The organism is Paenibacillus residui (genome assembly GCF_042677205.1).
In the GTDB taxonomy this organism is placed as follows: domain Bacteria; phylum Bacillota; class Bacilli; order Paenibacillales; family NBRC-103111; genus Paenibacillus_L; species Paenibacillus_L residui.
Genome location: NZ_JBHTIU010000001.1, coordinates 24,563 through 41,914, shown reverse-complemented (window position 1 = coordinate 41,914; position 17,352 = coordinate 24,563). Strand labels below are relative to the sequence as shown.

General features: G+C 53.5%; 20 protein-coding genes. 17 read left to right on the top strand and 3 right to left on the bottom strand.

The window, feature by feature from the left end; all coding sequences use genetic code 11:
- Window positions 1–13 precede the first annotated feature (13 nt).
- Window positions 14–469: an Lrp/AsnC family transcriptional regulator gene (locus tag ACFQ03_RS00225; RefSeq protein WP_379285340.1), complete on the bottom strand. Its 456-nt coding sequence runs from the start codon at window positions 467–469 to the stop codon at window positions 14–16.
- A gap of 162 nt (window positions 470–631) precedes the next feature.
- Here ACFQ03_RS00225 and ACFQ03_RS00220 point away from each other — a divergent pair, with 162 nt between their 5' ends.
- From ACFQ03_RS00220 to coaD, 6 genes are all read left to right on the top strand, one after another.
- Window positions 632–1,510, top strand: a complete 879-nt coding sequence (locus tag ACFQ03_RS00220; RefSeq protein ID WP_379285338.1) for a sulfite exporter TauE/SafE family protein — start codon at window positions 632–634, stop codon at window positions 1,508–1,510.
- Window positions 1,503–1,889: a DUF1634 domain-containing protein gene (locus tag ACFQ03_RS00215; protein WP_379285336.1), complete on the top strand. Its 387-nt coding sequence runs from the start codon at window positions 1,503–1,505 to the stop codon at window positions 1,887–1,889. The genes ACFQ03_RS00220 and ACFQ03_RS00215 overlap by 8 nt, the downstream gene beginning before the upstream one ends.
- A gap of 239 nt (window positions 1,890–2,128) precedes the next feature.
- Window positions 2,129–2,470 carry a hypothetical protein gene (locus ACFQ03_RS00210; protein WP_379285334.1) on the top strand — a complete coding sequence of 114 codons (342 nt, stop codon included), beginning with the start codon at window positions 2,129–2,131 and terminating at the stop codon, window positions 2,468–2,470.
- A gap of 155 nt (window positions 2,471–2,625) precedes the next feature.
- Window positions 2,626–3,543: a class I SAM-dependent methyltransferase gene (locus ACFQ03_RS00205; RefSeq protein WP_379285332.1), complete on the top strand. Its 918-nt coding sequence runs from the start codon at window positions 2,626–2,628 to the stop codon at window positions 3,541–3,543.
- A 273-nt stretch (window positions 3,544–3,816) separates the two neighbouring features.
- Window positions 3,817–4,422: a 16S rRNA (guanine(966)-N(2))-methyltransferase RsmD gene (gene rsmD / locus ACFQ03_RS00200; protein WP_150959625.1), complete on the top strand. Its 606-nt coding sequence runs from the start codon at window positions 3,817–3,819 to the stop codon at window positions 4,420–4,422.
- Window positions 4,415–4,918, top strand: a complete 504-nt coding sequence (gene coaD, locus ACFQ03_RS00195) for a pantetheine-phosphate adenylyltransferase (RefSeq protein WP_144933246.1) — start codon at window positions 4,415–4,417, stop codon at window positions 4,916–4,918. Before rsmD ends, coaD begins: the two co-directional genes overlap by 8 nt.
- A 405-nt stretch (window positions 4,919–5,323) precedes the next feature.
- On the opposite strand, the gene ACFQ03_RS00190 is transcribed toward coaD, so the two are convergent.
- Window positions 5,324–6,574 (bottom strand): nucleoside recognition domain-containing protein, encoded by a 1,251-nt coding sequence (locus tag ACFQ03_RS00190; RefSeq protein WP_379285329.1) that lies wholly within the window; start codon window positions 6,572–6,574, stop codon window positions 5,324–5,326.
- 97 nt (window positions 6,575–6,671) lie between these two features.
- Here ACFQ03_RS00190 and ACFQ03_RS00185 point away from each other — a divergent pair, with 97 nt between their 5' ends.
- A complete protein-coding gene (locus tag ACFQ03_RS00185; protein ID WP_379285327.1) occupies window positions 6,672–7,862 on the top strand; it encodes a SepM family pheromone-processing serine protease in 1,191 nt (396 codons plus the stop codon).
- On the opposite strand, the gene ACFQ03_RS00180 is transcribed toward ACFQ03_RS00185, so the two are convergent.
- A complete protein-coding gene (locus ACFQ03_RS00180) occupies window positions 7,832–9,097 on the bottom strand; it encodes a nucleotidyltransferase (protein ID WP_379285442.1) in 1,266 nt (421 codons plus the stop codon). The two genes, ACFQ03_RS00185 and ACFQ03_RS00180, sit on opposite strands and share 31 nt — an antisense overlap.
- Before the next feature lie 268 nt (window positions 9,098–9,365).
- On the opposite strand from ACFQ03_RS00180, the gene ACFQ03_RS00175 reads away from it, so the two are divergent.
- The 10 genes from ACFQ03_RS00175 to rnc all read left to right on the top strand — a co-directional run bounded on the left by ACFQ03_RS00175 (window position 9,366) and on the right by rnc (window position 17,347).
- Complete coding sequence (locus ACFQ03_RS00175) at window positions 9,366–9,872, top strand: YceD family protein (RefSeq protein WP_379285325.1); 507 nt, start codon at window positions 9,366–9,368, stop codon at window positions 9,870–9,872.
- A gap of 160 nt (window positions 9,873–10,032) precedes the next feature.
- Window positions 10,033–10,206 (top strand): 50S ribosomal protein L32, encoded by a 174-nt coding sequence (gene rpmF, locus ACFQ03_RS00170; protein ID WP_144933243.1) that lies wholly within the window; start codon window positions 10,033–10,035, stop codon window positions 10,204–10,206.
- Between the two features lie 163 nt (window positions 10,207–10,369).
- Window positions 10,370–10,990 (top strand): transcription factor FapR, encoded by a 621-nt coding sequence (gene fapR / locus ACFQ03_RS00165; RefSeq protein ID WP_255452996.1) that lies wholly within the window; start codon window positions 10,370–10,372, stop codon window positions 10,988–10,990.
- Entirely contained in the window at window positions 10,974–11,963 is a 990-nt protein-coding gene (gene plsX, locus ACFQ03_RS00160) for a phosphate acyltransferase PlsX (RefSeq protein WP_379285322.1), read from the top strand. Before fapR ends, plsX begins: the two co-directional genes overlap by 17 nt.
- Before the next feature lie 9 nt (window positions 11,964–11,972).
- Entirely contained in the window at window positions 11,973–12,959 is a 987-nt protein-coding gene (locus ACFQ03_RS00155) for a beta-ketoacyl-ACP synthase III (RefSeq protein WP_379285320.1), read from the top strand.
- 109 nt (window positions 12,960–13,068) lie between these two features.
- Window positions 13,069–14,001: an ACP S-malonyltransferase gene (gene fabD, locus ACFQ03_RS00150; protein WP_379285318.1), complete on the top strand. Its 933-nt coding sequence runs from the start codon at window positions 13,069–13,071 to the stop codon at window positions 13,999–14,001.
- Between the two features lie 75 nt (window positions 14,002–14,076).
- Window positions 14,077–14,817: a 3-oxoacyl-[acyl-carrier-protein] reductase gene (gene fabG / locus ACFQ03_RS00145; protein ID WP_144933239.1), complete on the top strand. Its 741-nt coding sequence runs from the start codon at window positions 14,077–14,079 to the stop codon at window positions 14,815–14,817.
- Window positions 14,818–15,054: 237 nt separating this feature from the next.
- Window positions 15,055–15,291 (top strand): acyl carrier protein, encoded by a 237-nt coding sequence (locus ACFQ03_RS00140; protein WP_144933238.1) that lies wholly within the window; start codon window positions 15,055–15,057, stop codon window positions 15,289–15,291.
- A 96-nt stretch (window positions 15,292–15,387) separates the two neighbouring features.
- The gene (gene fabF / locus ACFQ03_RS00135) at window positions 15,388–16,626 is read left to right on the top strand and encodes a beta-ketoacyl-ACP synthase II (protein WP_379285315.1); all 1,239 of its coding nucleotides are present in this window, start codon (window positions 15,388–15,390) and stop codon (window positions 16,624–16,626) included.
- A gap of 22 nt (window positions 16,627–16,648) precedes the next feature.
- Window positions 16,649–17,347 carry a ribonuclease III gene (rnc, locus tag ACFQ03_RS00130; protein ID WP_144933236.1) on the top strand — a complete coding sequence of 233 codons (699 nt, stop codon included), beginning with the start codon at window positions 16,649–16,651 and terminating at the stop codon, window positions 17,345–17,347.
- Window positions 17,348–17,352 lie beyond the last annotated feature (5 nt).

Genomic DNA, 17,352 nt, shown 5'->3' with positions numbered 1-17,352 from the left:
CAGACCGATCAATTTAAATCAGCAGGCCTCCCCGCTCTTTATACCGTGCGATCAGAACCTCGCTCTGAACATCCACGATGCCTTCAATCGCCTGCAGCTTCTTGAGATATTGTTCCACGTGTTCAGGATTGTCCAGCAGGGCATGAACATGCAGGTGAGGTTTGCCGCTCATCTGATACACGTTCGTAATTTCTTCCGCAGCGATCAATTCATCGGCCACCTGCTGCAGCTTGGGCCATTCCACTTCAATATTAAAGAACATGGACAGCATTTTCCCCGCTTTAAGAGGATTAACGATGATCGTAAAACGGTCAATGACCCCATCGTTGATTAATTCGTTGATCCGCTCCCGAACGGCCGCGCGGGTCAGGTTCACGAGACGCCCCAGCTCCGCGTTGCTCAAGCGCCCGTTTTCCGATAAATATTTCAAGATCAGGGTATCGGTTTTATCCAGGTTTTTAAATTGCATATCATCATTCCTTAAGGTTGAATTTAGCTTTTATTATAACATTTTGTGCTGAAGGAATGGCTATTTGCCTTTAGTTTAAGGTGTTTTAATCGTCTATTTTTTATTTACATTGTAAAATTTATTTTTTATATATTGATCGAATGTAAAGTATATGATATACATATGGGTATCCACTGCTTTGTTTCGGGAGGGGATAATGTGGCTTTAATAGCGATTCAGATTTTGGGGATATCCGTGCTGGCCGGGTTGGTGGGGTCGGTGCTGGGTTTGGGCGGCGGAATTATCGTTACCCCTGCGCTGACCCTGCTTTTCGGCGTGGATATCAAGCATGCGATTGGCGCGAGCATCATATCCGTCATTGCGACCTCCAGCGGATCGGCCATTGCGTATATTCGGGACCGCATAACAAATGTGAGAGTCGGAATGTTCTTGGAAGTAGCGACAACGATCGGAGCGATAACGGGAGCATTTATCGGCGGGCTAATGGCGCCCGGTATTTTGTATATCATTTTTGGACTGATTCTATTGTATTCCGTCCTGGCCATGATCAAGAAAACAAAAGACGAGCTGCCGGAAGAAGTCCCGCTTCATCCCATGGCGGGGAAATTGAAGCTGCAGGGAGAATACTACGACAAAGCTCTGCAGCAGACCGTTCCGTACAATGTAGGCAACGTCTACGGAGGGTTTGGCGTTATGTACGGCGCCGGTGTAATCTCCGGACTGCTGGGCATCGGCAGCGGAAGCTTCAAGGTGATGGCCATGGACGTATTCATGAAGCTGCCGTTGAAGGTATCCAGTGCGACGAGCAACTTCATGATGGGGGTTACGGGAGCGGCGAGCGCCGGCGTATTTTTCTTCCGGGGGGATATCGATCCCGTTATTTCCGAGCCTGTTGCCTTGGGGGTTCTAATGGAAGCGATGATCGGCACCAAGGTGATGCAGAAGCTGAAAAGCAAGACCATCCGCAAATTGTTCATTCCGATTCTCGCTTATGTGGCCATACAGATGATCGTGCAGGGAGTGGGGGGCAGCTATGACTGAAAAGCAGGGGCAAATAACTGGAAAGCCGCAGACAAGGGATCGCGCGGCGGAGGTGGAGCTGGCCGTCAGCCGTTGGCTGAGGGCGGGGGTGGCGATTAGCGGAGCCGTTATTCTGGCCGGCTTGATCTATTTTATCTTGAGGGGAGACAGCGGCTATCCGGAGGGAGCTTACCCGACCGCTTTATCCGATATCGTGACGGGGGTAGCGGCTTTGAAGCCTTTCGCCTTAATGATGGCGGGTTTGTTTCTGCTCATTCTGACTCCGGTATTGCGCGTGGCGATTTCATTATTTGTCTTTCTGGCGGAAAAGGACTATTTGTATGTGCTGTTGACCAGTTTTGTGCTGCTGACCCTTGTGATCAGTTTTTTCTTGCCGTAATTGAATGCAGGAAAATAAGCCCTCCGTTCCATCATCCGATGATGTCGCGGGGGGCTAGTTGTATTATGTGCACCTTCCGACCGATTAAAGTCTCCGGTGTCCTTTATCATTAAACCATTTAGGTTGATCGTGCGATGTAGTCCGATATTATTCTTGCTTAATGGTACCCGGTAAACTATAATAGGAACGTACGTTCTGTTAATGGGCGGAGAAGAAGAAGGGAAGGCAGGTGCAGCAGCGTGAATAATGCCGGGCGAACAGACTTCCATTTATGGTACAGATCGATGACGCTGACGCTGCCGGAAGAGGAAGAGGCGGAGCCATGTACGGGAAAGCCGGCTCTATCGGGAGAAGATAGGGCAAGCTGCCTGATTCGTGATCTTGTCCGGTTTTCCATGGAGCACAAGGCGCCGATACGATTGCTGATACAAGATCCGGATAGAATACGGCAAGTGGCAGGAAGGATCTATCGCTTGGGTCCTGAACAGATTATAGTGAAGACCTCTGCAGGTTACGAATCGATTATGCTGGAGCATGTTATTGAAGCAGGGATGAATATAGCATGCTTCTGCTCTGCTTGAGCCGCGCTTGGCCGGAGCAGCCAACTGCAAGCTTAAGCCCCTTGCGTAAAATTGCTATACCCGGAAATCTGTGCGTTTTTCAAAAAAATTACCAATATTCTATTTATTTCCTGTATAATGGTGGATAAATAAGCTCATGCCGAGGAGGAACGGGAATGGACAATTCCAGTATTAAACGAACCGCGCTGATGAGCGCCTACCTGCGAGCCCACCATGCGATTCATGCCGAACCTAAAATTTTTGACGATTTTATGGCCCCCCGTCTGCTGACGGAGGAGGACCTTGCCGCGTTCGATCACGGCATGGTCGCCGGTCTGTCCAAGATAGACCCCCGGCGGGCAGCTGAGAGTCCGGACCCGGCTATGGCCGTAGCATCGATGGTCCAGCTGTATTTTCCGACCTCGCTGTTTCTCAGCCGTTCAAGATATACGGAAGATCATCTGGAGGAAGCTATCCGGCAAGGAGTGACTCAATACGTTATTCTGGGAGCCGGGATGGATACCTTTGCGCTGCGAAATGCCGGACGCTATCCGCAAACGCAAATTTTCGAAATCGATCATCCGGCTACGCAGGATTTTAAGAGGAAACGGCTCGCCGAGCTGGAACTGGACATTCCATCCAACCTCCATTTCGTCCCGGTAGACTTTACGATTCATCCATTGGACAAGGAATTGGCGCATACCGTCTACGATCCCCAGGCGCCGACCTTCTTCAGTTGGCTTGGAGTTGTGCATTATTTGCCGCTCGACAAGGTGTTCGCGACATTCCGGACCATTTCGAAAATCAGTCCTGCGGGCAGCCGAATTATTTTTGATTATTGGGATAAGAAAGCCTTTAATTCTGAAACGGCAGCTCACCGCGTTAATTTAATGCTGGGCATGCTGCGTCAGGCAGGCGAGCCTATGGTTACAGGAATGGATCCTACCGCCTTGGCCTCGGAGTTGGAACCGGCCGGTTTGCGGATGGTGGAGCAATTAAGCCCGGCCGATATACAAGAAAGCTATTTTCAGAACCGTTCCGATGATTATTATGCTTATGAGCATGCGTATTTTGTAAAGGCGGAAGTTATTTGAATATAGGGTAAGTCGGAATCGGATTGGAAAAATAAATCGGGCGTCCCTTGCGGGACGCCCTTTTCATGGGAGAGGAGAAACCGGACGAAGAGCTTATGGGGAAACGTAAGCCTTCTCCGCGGTTGTCTACGACATTACTCTAATGTCGATATTGTCAGGATTGACCCTTTGCCGTGAAAATATACATCCGGGATAAAAATTTTTTTGTAAAACGCGGCAACAATATGTGATAATATAGCAACGAATGACATACGCAAAAAAAGGGGTCAACGGATGAGAGTCATTTCAGGAACAGCCAAAGGAAGGCCGCTGAAGGCAGTACCCGGCACCGGAACGAGACCTACGGCGGACAAGGTTAAAGAGGCCATATTCAGTATGATCGGCCCTTATTTCGACGGAGGACAGGTACTGGATTTGTTCGCGGGGACGGGCGGGCTTGGAATTGAGGCGCTCAGCCGGGGGATGGACCGGGCGATCTTCGTCGACCTGGAGAAGAAGAGCGTTGACGTAATTCGCGAGAACGTGCAGTCGGCGGGATTGGACAACCGTGCGGAAATTTACCGCAACGAGGCAACGCGGGCGCTCAAAGCGCTGGCCAAAAGGGAGATGCGTTTCGATCTTGTGCTGCTGGATCCTCCTTACCGGATGAAGAAGCTGGACGAGCTTGCGCGGATGCTGGAAGAGCTGGCACTCCTGAAGCCCGGAGCAACGGTGCTGATCGAATGCGATGCCTCCCGGCATTATGAGGCCCGAATCGGAGGCCTGTCCCAGGTTCGCCACTCCGTCTATGGAGATACGGCCATTTATGTTTATCGATATGTAAGCGAAATCCCGGAGAGCGGTTCGCACACGAATGAAGGAGTTGACCAGCATGAATAAACTGAACCAAGAGCATACGATTGCCGTCTGTCCGGGAAGCTTCGATCCCGTCACTTACGGTCATCTGGACGTTATTCAGAGAGCATCGCAGGTTTTTGAAAAAGTCATTGTGGCGGTATTGAAAAATTCCAGCAAAACGCCGTTGTTCAGTATTCAGGAACGTAAACAATTGCTGGAGCAGGTGACCGAACATCTGCCTAATGTGGAAGTGGACAGCTTTGACGACTTGCTTATAAATTATATGAGCGAGCGCAACGCCAGAGTCATTGTCAAAGGCCTGAGGGCAGTATCCGATTTTGAGTATGAGCTGCAAATGGCTGCTCTTAACCGGAAGATGAATTCCGATATCGAGACCTTTTTCATGATGGCCAGCAGCCAGTATTCGTACTTAAGCTCGAGTATTGTCAAGCAAATCGCCCAGTTTCACGGCCCCGTAAACGATCTCGTGCCCGAAGTGGTGGAGCAGGCCTTGAGACAGAAATTCGGGACGCGCTAGAAGTTGCGGCGAATGAAATCATTCATACCAATACGATGATTCTTTGAGAGGCTATGTATCCTTGTCTCGATGTGCCGAGGAAAGCCGACAGATCGTTATCGGCAGGCAAGAACCGGCATTAGTGCAGGTCTTTGCGAGGATTTCCATTAAATCAGCCAAAGACATGCAAATGTGCAGGTAAATTTAACTATTTTGCATATCTTCGGCTATTTCCGTTTATTGTACTGCAGTTTCGCTCGTCTTTCCGGGTATTTGTTACCGTTTCGCGGAAAGACATGCACTTTTGCCCGTCTTTTCGGTAGATGGTTGTTGTATTGGTAAACTGGTCATTCATCGACGCGGCCGGATGTTGCCGCACTAATGCTTCGAAAAGGACAGAAGGACCATCCTTTGAATGGCTTTTGGCTAGCCGGTTTTCTTACGATAAGCGCGATTAATCAGTGATATACATATGAGGAGCACAAAGATACCCGCAACAAAAACATACAGCTTGGCAAGCAGCGGCCATATTTTCAGCCCCTGGGTCCAGAAGGCGCCCGCGTCGGACAGAAGCGAACCGGCAGCGTTCGGCGGGCTGACCAATGTATCCGTCATAGCGAAGGTCCCGACGACCCCGAAAGTGGCGGTCAGCGGCTTCCAGAGAAGTACGGTCAGAATAAAGGCATAAGCTCCATGCAGAAGCCGGGCAAGGATAAATCGCGAATAGCGAATGCCGTTGTTGCCGGCCAGGCTGCGGGCCTGTGCATGCAGGGACAACCCGCTCCAGCCAAGAATCGCACCAATTACGGCTACGGTCATCAGCAGCGGAAACGATAGCCGGCTCATTCCGTACATCCCCAGGTGGGGCTCGAGGAAGGCCGACAGCAGGGTATTCACCGGCTCTGCTGAGACTATTGGGCCCAATGCCAGGACAAGGATGCGATGAAGCACGGAAAACAGGATGATGTAACCGCCGATCCCGAGCAGCTTCTGTGCGGCGGAGGTGACGGAATCTCCCAGGAGCTTGCCGAATGTCCGCCCGTCCTTCCGATGGGCGGAGCGCAAGGACCCGGCCGTACGGCGGAGCCACCCGTGATTACGGCCGGCGGTTTCGGTGCTTGAGCCGGAAGGGACGGAAGTTCTCCCGGATGAATCTGTCCAGCGCAGCGTAATGCCCATCGCCAATGCCGACAGATAGTGAACGACGGCGATCATGAAGCCGGCCTCCGGGCTTTGCAGAAAACCTACCCCCACGACGGCAATCATGATGACGGGGCTGCATAAATGGCTCACGGCTAACAGCCGCTGGGCTTCTGAGGCATTGAGCACACCTTCCCGTCTGAGCTGGCCGGTGACATCGGCTCCCGCCGGAAACCCGGCAGTCAGCCCCATGGCCAGAGCCCAGCCGCTTGCTCCGGGCAGCCGGAAGACAAGCTTCATCACCGGCTCCAGCAGCGTTCCCAAGGCATGGACGAGACCGAGGCCAATCATGATCTCGGACAGGATAAGAAATGGGAGCAGGCCGGGAAATACAAAGGTCCACCATATGGTCAATCCGTGCAAGGAAGATTTAAATATTTGATCCGGATAGATCACAATGAACATTACAAGAATAATAGCTAACGCTCCGAGTAGAATAGTGAACGACCGGCTGTCCGACGGAATCCATTTTCGCATTAAAATCACCTCCGTCCCGCGTTTCTGCTACATGTTTACGCCAAGCGGCGGGGAAATAGAACAAGCCTGCCTCGTATATGGAAAGGAGAGGATCGAGTTGGCGGATCATACTCAAGGGGGAGCATCCGGATGGAACCGGAATGACAAGCTGAGGCGGCGCGGGAATTCCGCGGTCCGCTGGTATTTGGCCCCGGTTTTGGTCGGGGTTATTGTTTTTTGCCTGCTTTATTTCATTCCGCTGCCATACTACATTTATAAACCGGGATCGGCGGAAAACGTCAGACCGATGATCGAAATCAAGCAGGGAGGCCAGCCGGAGAGCGGCTCCTTCATGCTGACGACCGTCGGGGTCAGCGATTCCAATCTGATCGGATACCTCTATGCCAAATGGAGCGATATTCATGAGCTTCGTCCCAAGGAAGAGGTTCACCGCAAGGGAGAGACCGACCGGGAATATAATAAGCGCCAGGAATATAATATGACGACTTCCCAAAGCAATGCTATCCAGGCTGCGTACAAGAAAGCGGGGGTTCCCTACCGGATAGAAAATACGGGAGTCATCGTGCTGCAGGTTCTTCAGAATATGCCGGCTTACAAAATACTGCAGGCGGGCGACCTCATTGAGGACGTGGACGGGCATAAGGCTGCAGCCGCTTCCGAATTAACCGCTTATTTGCAAAGCAAAGCCCCTGGAGAAGAAGTTCGTATCACCTTCCGGCGGGGAACGGAGACGAGGACGGAGACGCTGAAGCTGGCCGAGCTTCCGGCAGATGAAGGAACGCAGGACGGAAAGCCGAGAAGCGGCCTTGGCGTCACGATCGGTACCCAGCAGGAGGTTAAGCCCGAGGACGAGGCGAAGCAGGTTACAGTGAAGGCCGGAAACATCGGAGGCCCTTCGGCCGGACTGATGTTCTCGCTGGAAATCTATAATCAGCTTGTGGAAGAAGATATTACGAAAGGCTATCAGATTGCCGGGACGGGGGAAATCGATTCCGACGGGAACGTAGGAGTGATCGGGGGGATTCAGTTCAAGGTTGTGGCGGCCCATCGGCAAGGAGCGGATATTTTCTTTGCTCCGGAGGACCTGCTGCCCGGCCCCGGAGAAGCCTTCAAGCCGATTCTGAATGCGACGATCGCCCAGGAGCAGGCGGAGAAGCTCAAAACCGGCATGAAGATCGTGCCTGTGAAAACGATGGATGATGCTCTGGAGTATTTGAAATCATTGCCTCCCAAAGCGGAAGCATCGGGGAAAACCGCTTATTCGGAGCCTATGCGCAAAGGAGCCTGATAGTAGTCCCGCAGCAGCTCGGCGGAAGACGGCTGCGAATATCCGAGAGAGTAGGCGCCTGCGGCCTGAATGTCCATTTCCAGAAAAGGCGGGCGTTCTCCCGGGATTTTGACGAGGACGGGACAGGCCGCCTTCTTCTTCATTCTCTGGAGCAGCAAACGGCCCTTGGCGGAAAAGCCGAGCACCCGAATATATCCCGGCCCGCCGGCCAGCGATTCCCGGGTAAGCTGCGCTTTTCGGTGATTCAACAGAATCCGTACAAGCATTCTCTGAAGCTTCGTTCGCGTATACCGTTTCGTCTTCATCTGCTCGATGAGGGCCTCGAAGGCGGCTTCCCCGACCGTGGAAGCTTCGGACTTGTCCGGCCGCCAACCGGCCAGGCAGCGCTTGATGCGGTGCTCAAGTCCTTCGCTGACTTCATGGATCAGCCGGAGCTCGTCCGCGGAGCGGGTGACGATCTGGTTCAGCAGCGGCTGCATGTAGCGGCCCCAGCTAATCGGCGCCCGTCCGGCTTCCAGCTCCCGCAGCAGAATCTCCAGCGTATAGGAAGGAACATAGGAGCGGATTTTCTCCAGTCCGGCCTTCTGCCGGCCGCTGCCCAGCCATTGGCGAATGGCCGTTGCGCTGGCGATGTGTGCGTCGGAAGCGTTCCGGTCATGATAGCCGGCTTTGTGCCGTGCAATGGTGGCGGGGATGATCGGGCTGTTCAGCCTTCGTAAGGCGATCAAATAATGAAGCCCGAGCGTGTTATTGGGCTCGTTCAGACGTCCGCCCTCTTCACCGACCCAGTCCCGGATGGCGGCGCTGTAGGCGGCAGGATAATTCATTCCTTCCTCCAGCCGCCGGGCGAGCCGCTGTTGGAAGTCATCCTGCTCTATGTATAGACGTTCCGCCAGACCGGACAGCCAATCGATGCTGCCGCTTTCGCTGCCGAAGCATAGGGAATCCACTACGCCGCAATCGTTCAACACGCGCACGGCGCCGTAAGCGAACCATTCCGCGGCCTGGGAAGAATAGGCGACGGGCAGCTCCAGGACGACATCGGCGCCCATCCGCAAAGCCATCTCCGCCCGCGCCCATTTGTTCACCAGGGCCGGCTCGCCGCGCTGCAGCCAATGACCGCTCATGACGGCTATCGCCGCATCGGCCCCGGTAACGGCTTTGGACTGCTCGAAATGATATACATGTCCGTTGTGCAACGGGTTATACTCAACAATAAGACCGACAGTTTTCAGGAAGCTTCCTCCTTTCTGCAGTTGCTCATCACGGCAGGACCTGCTATGATCGGGTTAAGCGTCAGGCAGGCTGCGGCCCGGTCCGGATCATCCGTTCGAGGCCATCCCGGAGTCCTGCGGCAAACACTATAAACGATTTCGCCGCGCCAGCGTCATTTCGGCCGGGCCGGGAACCGCGATTACTGTATTTTAATATAGCATGGACAGAAAATGTTGACAAAAGATCGGCACTATCGCTATAATTAACTTTGTTTGTTTGGGGTGAATAATGATGCTGCTTCATCTGAAGGACTTGATCGCCAAAGAGAAGTCTGTGCAGATCAAAGAGTCCTTGGATCTGTCCGGCCTGCTGCAGGATCGCGAAGACTTGCGCAGCTTTGGAATGCTCAAGACGGACCTCGAAGCTAGAGGGGAATCCGGCATGGTCGTTGTCTCCGGAGAACTCGCTCTGGACCTGGAGATGGCTTGTTCCCGGTGTCTCGATCCGGTTCGGGAAACGCTGGTCATACCTTTCCGGGAATTGTTCGCGGGATCGGCCGAATTACTGCCGGAGAGCGAGCTGGAGGATGCCCACGTAGTGACCGAAGATAAAGTAGATTTAATCCCTTACTTGGAAGAGGCCGTTGTGCTTGCCCTTCCATATGCCCCGCTGTGCGGAGAAGAATGCCGGGGGCTGTGTCCCGTATGCGGGAGTAACCGGAATACCGAGCCTTGTCAATGCAAGGTGGAGAGAATCGATCCCCGGCTTGCCGGTCTGGCCGATTTTTTCAAATAGTAAAGAACTTATAAGTTCCGGGGTTATTTCAAGCAACAATGAGCAGATTCGTTAGATTGTGCCGTGATTCCTAACGGGCGAATCTAATATAGCCAGATAAACTTGAATTGCCGCGCCAAGGCGGCGATGGTTTATCCCACGTTAAAGGAGGTGGAAATCCATGGCAGTACCTCAGCGGAGAACATCCAAAACCCGTCGTGACAAGCGCCGGACTCACTTTAAATTAGTTGTTCCTGGCATGGTCAAATGCGAAAACTGCGGAGAGCTTAAGGTGGCTCATCGCGTATGCAAAGTTTGCGGAACATACAAAGGCAGAGAAATTATCAAACAATAATCGTTTGAAGTAGTGCTTCATCTTTTCGGGTGGGGTGCTATTTTTTTTGTTTTCGCGCTTCTCTTTTCATTTGGCCCAGAATTATATATACTACAGATTAGCACCAGGTAATAAAATGAAGTAATAACCGGATAGAAACCGGCCGGGTAACTCCGGATAATCATTGAGAAGAAGGCGGTGCGGCACCATAGAACGCATACCTAAACGGCTTCGCCAGCAGCAGCTGATGAAGGCGATTGAAGATAATCCCTTCGTTACGGACGAAGAACTGACCAAGCGGTTTGGGGTCAGCATCCAGACGATCCGGCTGGACCGGCTGGAGCTGGGGATCCCTGAATTAAGGGAGCGCATCAAACTGATGGCCGAACAATCGTATGATCAGGTCCGCTCGTTGCCGCTTCACGAAGTGATCGGAGAAATTATCGATTTGCAGTTGGATAAAAGCGGAATATCGATTTTTGAAATCAGGGAAGAGCATGTCTTCTCCCGGACCAAAATCGCCCGCGGCCATCATATATTCGCGCAGGCGAATTCTTTGGCTGTAGCGGTGATTAACGACGCTATCGCTTTGACGGCCTCCGCGGATATCCGGTTTATCCGTTCGGTGATGCTCGGGGAGAAATGCGTAGCCAAATGCTATGTCCGAACCGTGACGAGGGGGAAGGCGAAAGTAGAAGTGTTTACCTATGTCAATGACGAACTTGTGTTTCAAGGAAACTTCTTAATTTATCATTCGAAGAAAGAGCGCGGCGAAGGAGGCTATCTGAATGCGGATCGCGATTGATGCCATGGGCGGGGATCACGCTCCTCGGGCCACAGTGGAAGGGGCCTTAACGGCTGCCAGAGAATGGAACGACGTGGAGCTCGTTCTCGTCGGACATTCGGAGAAGCTGGAGCCCCTGTTGAAGGACAAGCCCGCCAACCTGTCCGTTCACCATGCGGAAGACGTCATCCTGGCGGATGATGAGCCCGTCAAGGCCGTCCGCAGGAAGAAAGACGCCTCCATGGTCGTCGCCGGCACCCTGGTCAAGCAGAAGCAGGCCGATGCCATGATCTCGGCAGGCAATACGGGAGCGTTGATGGCGACCGGCTTGCTCGTTGTCGGCCGGATCCGCGGGATTGAGCGGCCGGCGCTTGCTCCGATGATCCCGACCATGGATGGGACAGGGGTGCTGGCGCTCGACCTGGGCGCCAATATGGATTCCTCCGCGACCAACTTGCTCCAATACGCCATCATGGGCAGTGTATACCGGAGCAAGGTGCATGGACTGGCTAAGCCGCGGGTAGGTCTGTTGAATGTCGGAACGGAAGAAATGAAGGGCAACGAATTGACCAAGGCCGCCTATCCTTTGCTGGCCGAGGCGCCCATTCATTTTGTCGGCAATGTGGAAGCTCGCGATGTTCTGAATGGAAATTGCGACGTGCTGGTATGTGACGGCTTCGTAGGTAACATATTATTGAAAAGCCTGGAGGGAGCCGCAGGGGCGATTTTTTCCGCGATCAAGGAGGAATTCACCCGCAGCTTCACAACCAAGCTGGCTGCGGCGGTATTGAAGCCGGGCTTGACCCAATTTAAGAAGAAACTCGATTATACGGAGCATGGAGGCGCGCCATTGCTCGGAATTGACGGGCTGGTGCTGAAAAGCCACGGCTCTTCCGACGCCAACGCGATCAAGAACGCAGTCCGCCAGGCGAGAATGGCCCTGCAGAACGATCTGGTCGCTTCCATCTCCTCCGAAATTAGCAGCGGGAAGTGAGTGTATTAGATGAAGTTGACACCGGTTGGCATTATCGGGACGGGCAAATACGTTCCGGAGCGAGTACTTACCAATCAAGATTTGGAGAAGATGGTCGATACGAATGACGAGTGGATTTCCACCCGCACCGGAATTAAGGAAAGAAGGCTGGCGTCGGAGCATGAAGCTTCGTCGGATCTGGCCTTCCAAGCGGCCCAAGTGGCTCTGGAGCAAGCAGGGATAACGGCGGAACAATTAGACCTGATCCTTGTAGCCTCGATCACGCCGGATATGGCGTTCCCTTCGACGGCCTGTATACTCCAGGATCGCCTTGGCGCCAAGAAGGCCGCCGCTTTCGATTTGTCCGCCGCCTGCTCGGGATTTATCTACGGGCTTGCCAACGCCTCCAATTTTATTGCCATGGGCACTTATAAATATGCTCTCGTTGTCGGAGCAGAATGCTTGTCCAAAATTACGGATTATACCGACCGCAATACCTGCATCCTGTTCGGAGACGGCGCGGGAGCGGCTGTGCTAGGTCCGGTCGCTGAAGGAAGAGGCTTCCGTTCGTTCGAGCTTGGAGCCGACGGTTCGGGCGGAGAGCTGCTGAAAATTGCCGGAGGCGGCTCGCGCTGCCCAGCCAGCCCAGCCAGCCTGGAGCAGAAGCAGCACTATATCTATATGGCGGGTAAGGAAGTATTCAAATTTGCGGTCAAAATCATGGGCTCAGCCGCTGAAGAAGCATTGAACAAGGCCGGAATCAGCAAATCGGAAATTGATCTGCTGGTTCCGCATCAAGCGAACATTCGAATCATTCAGGCGGCCCTGAATCGCTTGGAGCTGCCCGAGGATAAATGCATGATCAATTTACAGAAGTATGGGAATGTATCGGCCGCATCGATACCGATCGCCCTCGCTGAAGCGGTGGAGGAAGGACGGGTCAAGGAAGGCGATTGCATCGTTCTCGTCGGTTTCGGCGGCGGATTGACCTGGGGGGCCTCGGTGCTTATCTGGTAATTGCAAGGCGCCGAGAATCAGGAAGTTGGCTGCATAAGGGACCGTCCGGGAAACGGCGGGCGACCGCTTTTGCATGAGAACGTTATGAACTGTGGAAAGGGGACGGACGATGGGGAAATTAGCTTTTGTCTTTCCGGGGCAAGGAGCCCAATCCGTGGGGATGGGGCAGGATGTATATGAATCGAACCCGGACTCCAGGAAAATATTTGATGAAGCGGACGAGGTGCTCGGATTTGATCAGAAGAAGCTGATCTTCGAGGGGCCCGAAGCGGAGCTTAAGAAAACTTATCATACCCAACCCGCGCTGCTTACGACAAGCATCGCTTATTATGAAGCGTTACGCCAGGCTGCTCCCACCCCGGATTATGTGGCGGGACACAGTCTTGGAGAATACAGCGCTCTGGTCGTGGCCGGAGTGCTGTCCTTCGCAGATGCGGTCCGGATCGTCCGGCTGCGCGGAGAATATATGGAATCCGCGGTGCCGGGAGGCCAAGGGGCTATGGCCGCTGTACTGGGTGCCGACCGCGCAGCGTTGGAGAGCTTGTGTGCCCGACTTTCCCGCGAAGCGGGGATAGTGGAGCCCGCGAATGTGAACTGCCCCGGCCAGATCGTTGTATCGGGGAGCAAGGAAGGCGTTCAGGCGGTCATCGAGCACGGGAAGGAAGCGGGGGCCAAGCGCGTTCTGCCGTTGGAGGTCAGCGGTCCGTTCCATTCCTCGCTGATGAAACCGGCGGCCGAGCGCCTTGCGGATACGCTGCGGAATGTTCCGATGAATCCGGCGGGGATTCCCGTCATCGCCAACGTAAGCGCCCAGCCTGTAACCGATCCGGAGGAGATCCGCCGCTTGCTCGTCGAGCAGGTATGCGCTCCTGTTCTCTGGGAGGATAGCATTCGCCGGCTTATCGACGAAGAGGTGGATACGTTCGTCGAATTGGGGTCGGGAACCGTGCTGGCCGGCTTGATCAAGAAAATCGACCGGTCAGTCCGGGTTCTGTCCGTCAACAGCAAAGAGGCGGTTGACCAGGCTCTGGTCGAGCTGTAGTTAACACCCGTCTTTGCTGCAACACCTCAATAGGTAACTAATCGGATTACAATCTGTGAAACAGGAGGGAACTTGATGCTGACAGGAAAAATCGCCCTCGTCACCGGGGCTTCCAGAGGGATCGGCCGGGCCATTGCTCTTCATCTGGCTGAATCCGGGGCGGATGTGGTCGTTAATTATGCGGGCAGCGAGGGCGCTGCCGAAGAGGTGGTTAAGGAGATTACCGCTCTCGGCCGGCGCTCGATGAAAATCAAAGCCGACGTGAAGGATTCCGCCCAGGTCGAAGAAATGGTCAAGCAGGTAGTGGAGGAATTCGGCCGCCTGGATATTCTGGTGAATAATGCCGGAATAACTAGGGATAATCTAATTATGCGTATGAAAGAAGACGAGTTCGACGAAGTCATCGCCACCAATCTCAAGGGAGTGTTCAACTGCCTGAAGGCGGTGACCAGACCGATGATGAAGCAGCGGTCCGGACGGATCATCAACATCTCTTCCGTTGTCGGTTCATTGGGCAACCCGGGACAGGTTAACTACGCCGCGGCCAAGGCCGGTGTCATCGGCATGACCAAGACGGCGGCGAAGGAGCTGGCCTCCCGCGGTATTACAGTCAACGCAATAGCTCCCGGATTTATTGTGACGGATATGACCGACCAGCTGCAGGGAGAGACCCGGGACCAACTGCTGAGGCAGATTCCGCTTGCGAGGCTGGGACAGCCGGAGGAAATTGCCAAGGCGGTCCGTTTTCTGGCCTCCGATGATGCAGCCTACATGACCGGACAGACGCTTCATATCGACGGCGGAATGTACATGTAGCTCTGCCGGGACCGGTGTGCCTGCAACTTTCTCCATCAGTCGGAAGTCAAGTCACGGTTTAGCGGTTACCGCCGGATTGCTTCCTTCTGTTGCTAGGAAATGAAAAGTCTGGGAGACGGCTGCGGTCGTTAAAAGAACCGCTCTGCCGAAAGTCTCATTTCTAGTAAAAGCTTGTTTACGATTCTATGGTAATTTGGTGCTAATTTTCGTATAATACCAAAGAGGAGGTGAGCCGGGATGTCCGATGTTTTGGATCGTGTAAAGCGAATTGTCGTTGATCGCCTTGGGGTGGAGGAATCCGAAGTTACCCCTGAAGCATCTTTTAAAGACGATTTAGGCGCTGATTCCTTAGATGTAGTGGAATTGGTTATGGAGCTGGAAGACGAGTTCGATATGGAGATTTCCGACGAGGATGCGGAGAAGATTACAACCGTGGGAGAAGTTATCGCCTACATAGAATCTAATAAGCAATAAGCCGGTAAGTCCCGTTTGGTCTAGTACAACGGGACTTATCCTGCCTTGCCGCTTCACAGGAAATCAGCCATAAATGTTAAGTATAGAGGTGAAACCATGGCACAGCGGGTGGTTGTAACAGGTTTGGGGATTATGACTTCACTCGGTCATGAGCTCGAAACATTTTGGGATCATTTGATGGCAGGTAAGTCCGGTGTTTCTCTGATCGAGAGCTTCGATGTTAGCGAGTATCCCACGCGCATTGCGGCATCTATTAAAGATTTCAGCCCGGAAGATTATATGGATAAAAGAGATGCGCGCCGCATGGACCGTTTCGTGCAATTTGCACTGGCGGCCAGCCAGAAGGCTTTGCAGGATGCGGATTTAAATATACGAGATCAGACCGATCCGGAACGGGTCGGGGTTATTGTCGGATCGGGAATCGGCGGTTTAACCACTTGGGAGGAGCAGCACAAGATTTTGCTGGAGAAAGGTCCCAAGAGAGTAAGCCCCTTCTTTATCCCGATGATGATTGCCAATATGGCTTCCGGACAAATATCGATGGCCACCGGGGCGAAGGGTCCCAATACGACGGCTGTGACGGCTTGTGCCACGGGAAGCCATTCGATTGGGGATTCGTTCAAGATCATTCAGCGCGGTGACGCGGATGTCATGATTTGCGGCGGCGCGGAAGCGACCATTTCGCCGACCGGCATGGCCGGATTCTGTGCTCTGCGGGCCATGTCAACGCGCAATGACGAGCCGGAGAAGGCAAGCCGGCCCTTCGATAAGGACCGGGATGGTTTTGTCATGGGCGAAGGATCGGGAATTCTCATTCTGGAATCTCTGGAGCATGCTCTGCGGCGCGGCGCGAAAATTTATGCCGAAGTGATCGGCTACGGAATGAGCGGAGACGCTCATCATATGACCGATCCGGATCCGAATGGAGCGGCGCGCTGTATGAAGAAGGCGCTGCAAGATGCCGGATTGACACCTGCAGATGTTGATTATATCAATACTCACGGCACTTCGACGCCGGTTGGTGACATTTCGGAGACGAAGGCCATCAAGGAAGCGTTCGGAGAGCATGCAAGCAAGCTGGCGGTCAGCTCGACCAAATCGATGACCGGGCACCTGTTGGGCGCGGCCGGGGGAGTAGAGGCGGTCATTTGCGGGCTGGCCATCAAGCACGGCATGCTTCCGCCGACGATTAATCTGGATAATCAGGATCCGGAGTGCGATCTCGATTACGTACCCAACACTCCACGCAAAGCCGACGTTAAAATAACGATGTCCAACTCGTTCGGGTTCGGAGGTCATAACGCAACGATTATTTTGAGGAAATACGAAGAATAACCTAACAAAGCAGGTGTTTTCGATGAATCGGGATTTAAAGCAGCTCCAGTCCGCCCTCGGCATCTGTTTTCATAATCCGTCTTTGCTGCGCCAAGCCTTTACCCATTCCTCTTATGTGAATGAGAACCGGGTCGCAGGGAGCAAGGATAATGAACGACTGGAATTTCTGGGGGATGCGGTACTGGAGTTGACGGTTTCGGAATACTTGTATGATACGTTTCCTCATCGGACCGAGGGAGAATTGACCAAGCTCAGAGCTTCTATCGTTTGCGAACCATCTTTGGTCCTGTTTGCCGAACAGCTCGATTTCGGCAGTTACGTGCTGCTCGGCAAAGGGGAAGAGCTGACAGGGGGAAGAACCCGGCCTGCTTTGCTTGCGGATGTCTTCGAATCTTTCGTCGGAGCCCTGTATCTGGATCAAGGCTTGGAAGCGGTCAAAGTGTTTCTTCGCCAGCATGTGTTCCCGAAGCTGTCCGGAGAAGGGAAGCCGCAAATTCTCGACTACAAAACCCAACTGCAGGAACATACACAGCAGCATAATATGGGGCTCCTGGAATATCGGATAGTCGAGGAACGGGGACCGGCGCATGAGAAGGAATTTATCGCGGAAGTGAAGATGGGCGACAAGCTGCTCGGCCAAGGGTGCGGTCGTTCCAAGAAAGAGGCGGAACAGCAAGCCGCCGCACAGGCCTTGCTCAGCTTGAATGTCAAGGTCAGATGAACCGC

Bases quoted from the DNA above. Each gene is read 5' to 3' on its own strand.
- ACFQ03_RS00225 (WP_379285340.1), bottom strand. From the start codon at position 469: ATGCAATTTAAAAACCTGGATAAAACCGATACCCTGATCTTGAAATAT.
- ACFQ03_RS00220 (WP_379285338.1), top strand. From the start codon at position 632: ATGGGTATCCACTGCTTTGTTTCGGGAGGGGATAATGTGGCTTTAATA.
- ACFQ03_RS00215 (WP_379285336.1), top strand. From the start codon at position 1,503: ATGACTGAAAAGCAGGGGCAAATAACTGGAAAGCCGCAGACAAGGGAT.
- ACFQ03_RS00205 (WP_379285332.1), top strand. From the start codon at position 2,626: ATGGACAATTCCAGTATTAAACGAACCGCGCTGATGAGCGCCTACCTG.
- rsmD (WP_150959625.1), top strand. From the start codon at position 3,817: ATGAGAGTCATTTCAGGAACAGCCAAAGGAAGGCCGCTGAAGGCAGTA.
- coaD (WP_144933246.1), top strand. From the start codon at position 4,415: ATGAATAAACTGAACCAAGAGCATACGATTGCCGTCTGTCCGGGAAGC.
- ACFQ03_RS00190 (WP_379285329.1), bottom strand. From the start codon at position 6,574: ATGCGAAAATGGATTCCGTCGGACAGCCGGTCGTTCACTATTCTACTC.
- ACFQ03_RS00175 (WP_379285325.1), top strand. From the start codon at position 9,366: ATGATGCTGCTTCATCTGAAGGACTTGATCGCCAAAGAGAAGTCTGTG.
- rpmF (WP_144933243.1), top strand. From the start codon at position 10,033: ATGGCAGTACCTCAGCGGAGAACATCCAAAACCCGTCGTGACAAGCGC.
- plsX (WP_379285322.1), top strand. From the start codon at position 10,974: ATGCGGATCGCGATTGATGCCATGGGCGGGGATCACGCTCCTCGGGCC.
- ACFQ03_RS00155 (WP_379285320.1), top strand. From the start codon at position 11,973: ATGAAGTTGACACCGGTTGGCATTATCGGGACGGGCAAATACGTTCCG.
- fabD (WP_379285318.1), top strand. From the start codon at position 13,069: ATGGGGAAATTAGCTTTTGTCTTTCCGGGGCAAGGAGCCCAATCCGTG.
- fabG (WP_144933239.1), top strand. From the start codon at position 14,077: ATGCTGACAGGAAAAATCGCCCTCGTCACCGGGGCTTCCAGAGGGATC.
- ACFQ03_RS00140 (WP_144933238.1), top strand. From the start codon at position 15,055: ATGTCCGATGTTTTGGATCGTGTAAAGCGAATTGTCGTTGATCGCCTT.
- fabF (WP_379285315.1), top strand. From the start codon at position 15,388: ATGGCACAGCGGGTGGTTGTAACAGGTTTGGGGATTATGACTTCACTC.
- rnc (WP_144933236.1), top strand. From the start codon at position 16,649: ATGAATCGGGATTTAAAGCAGCTCCAGTCCGCCCTCGGCATCTGTTTT.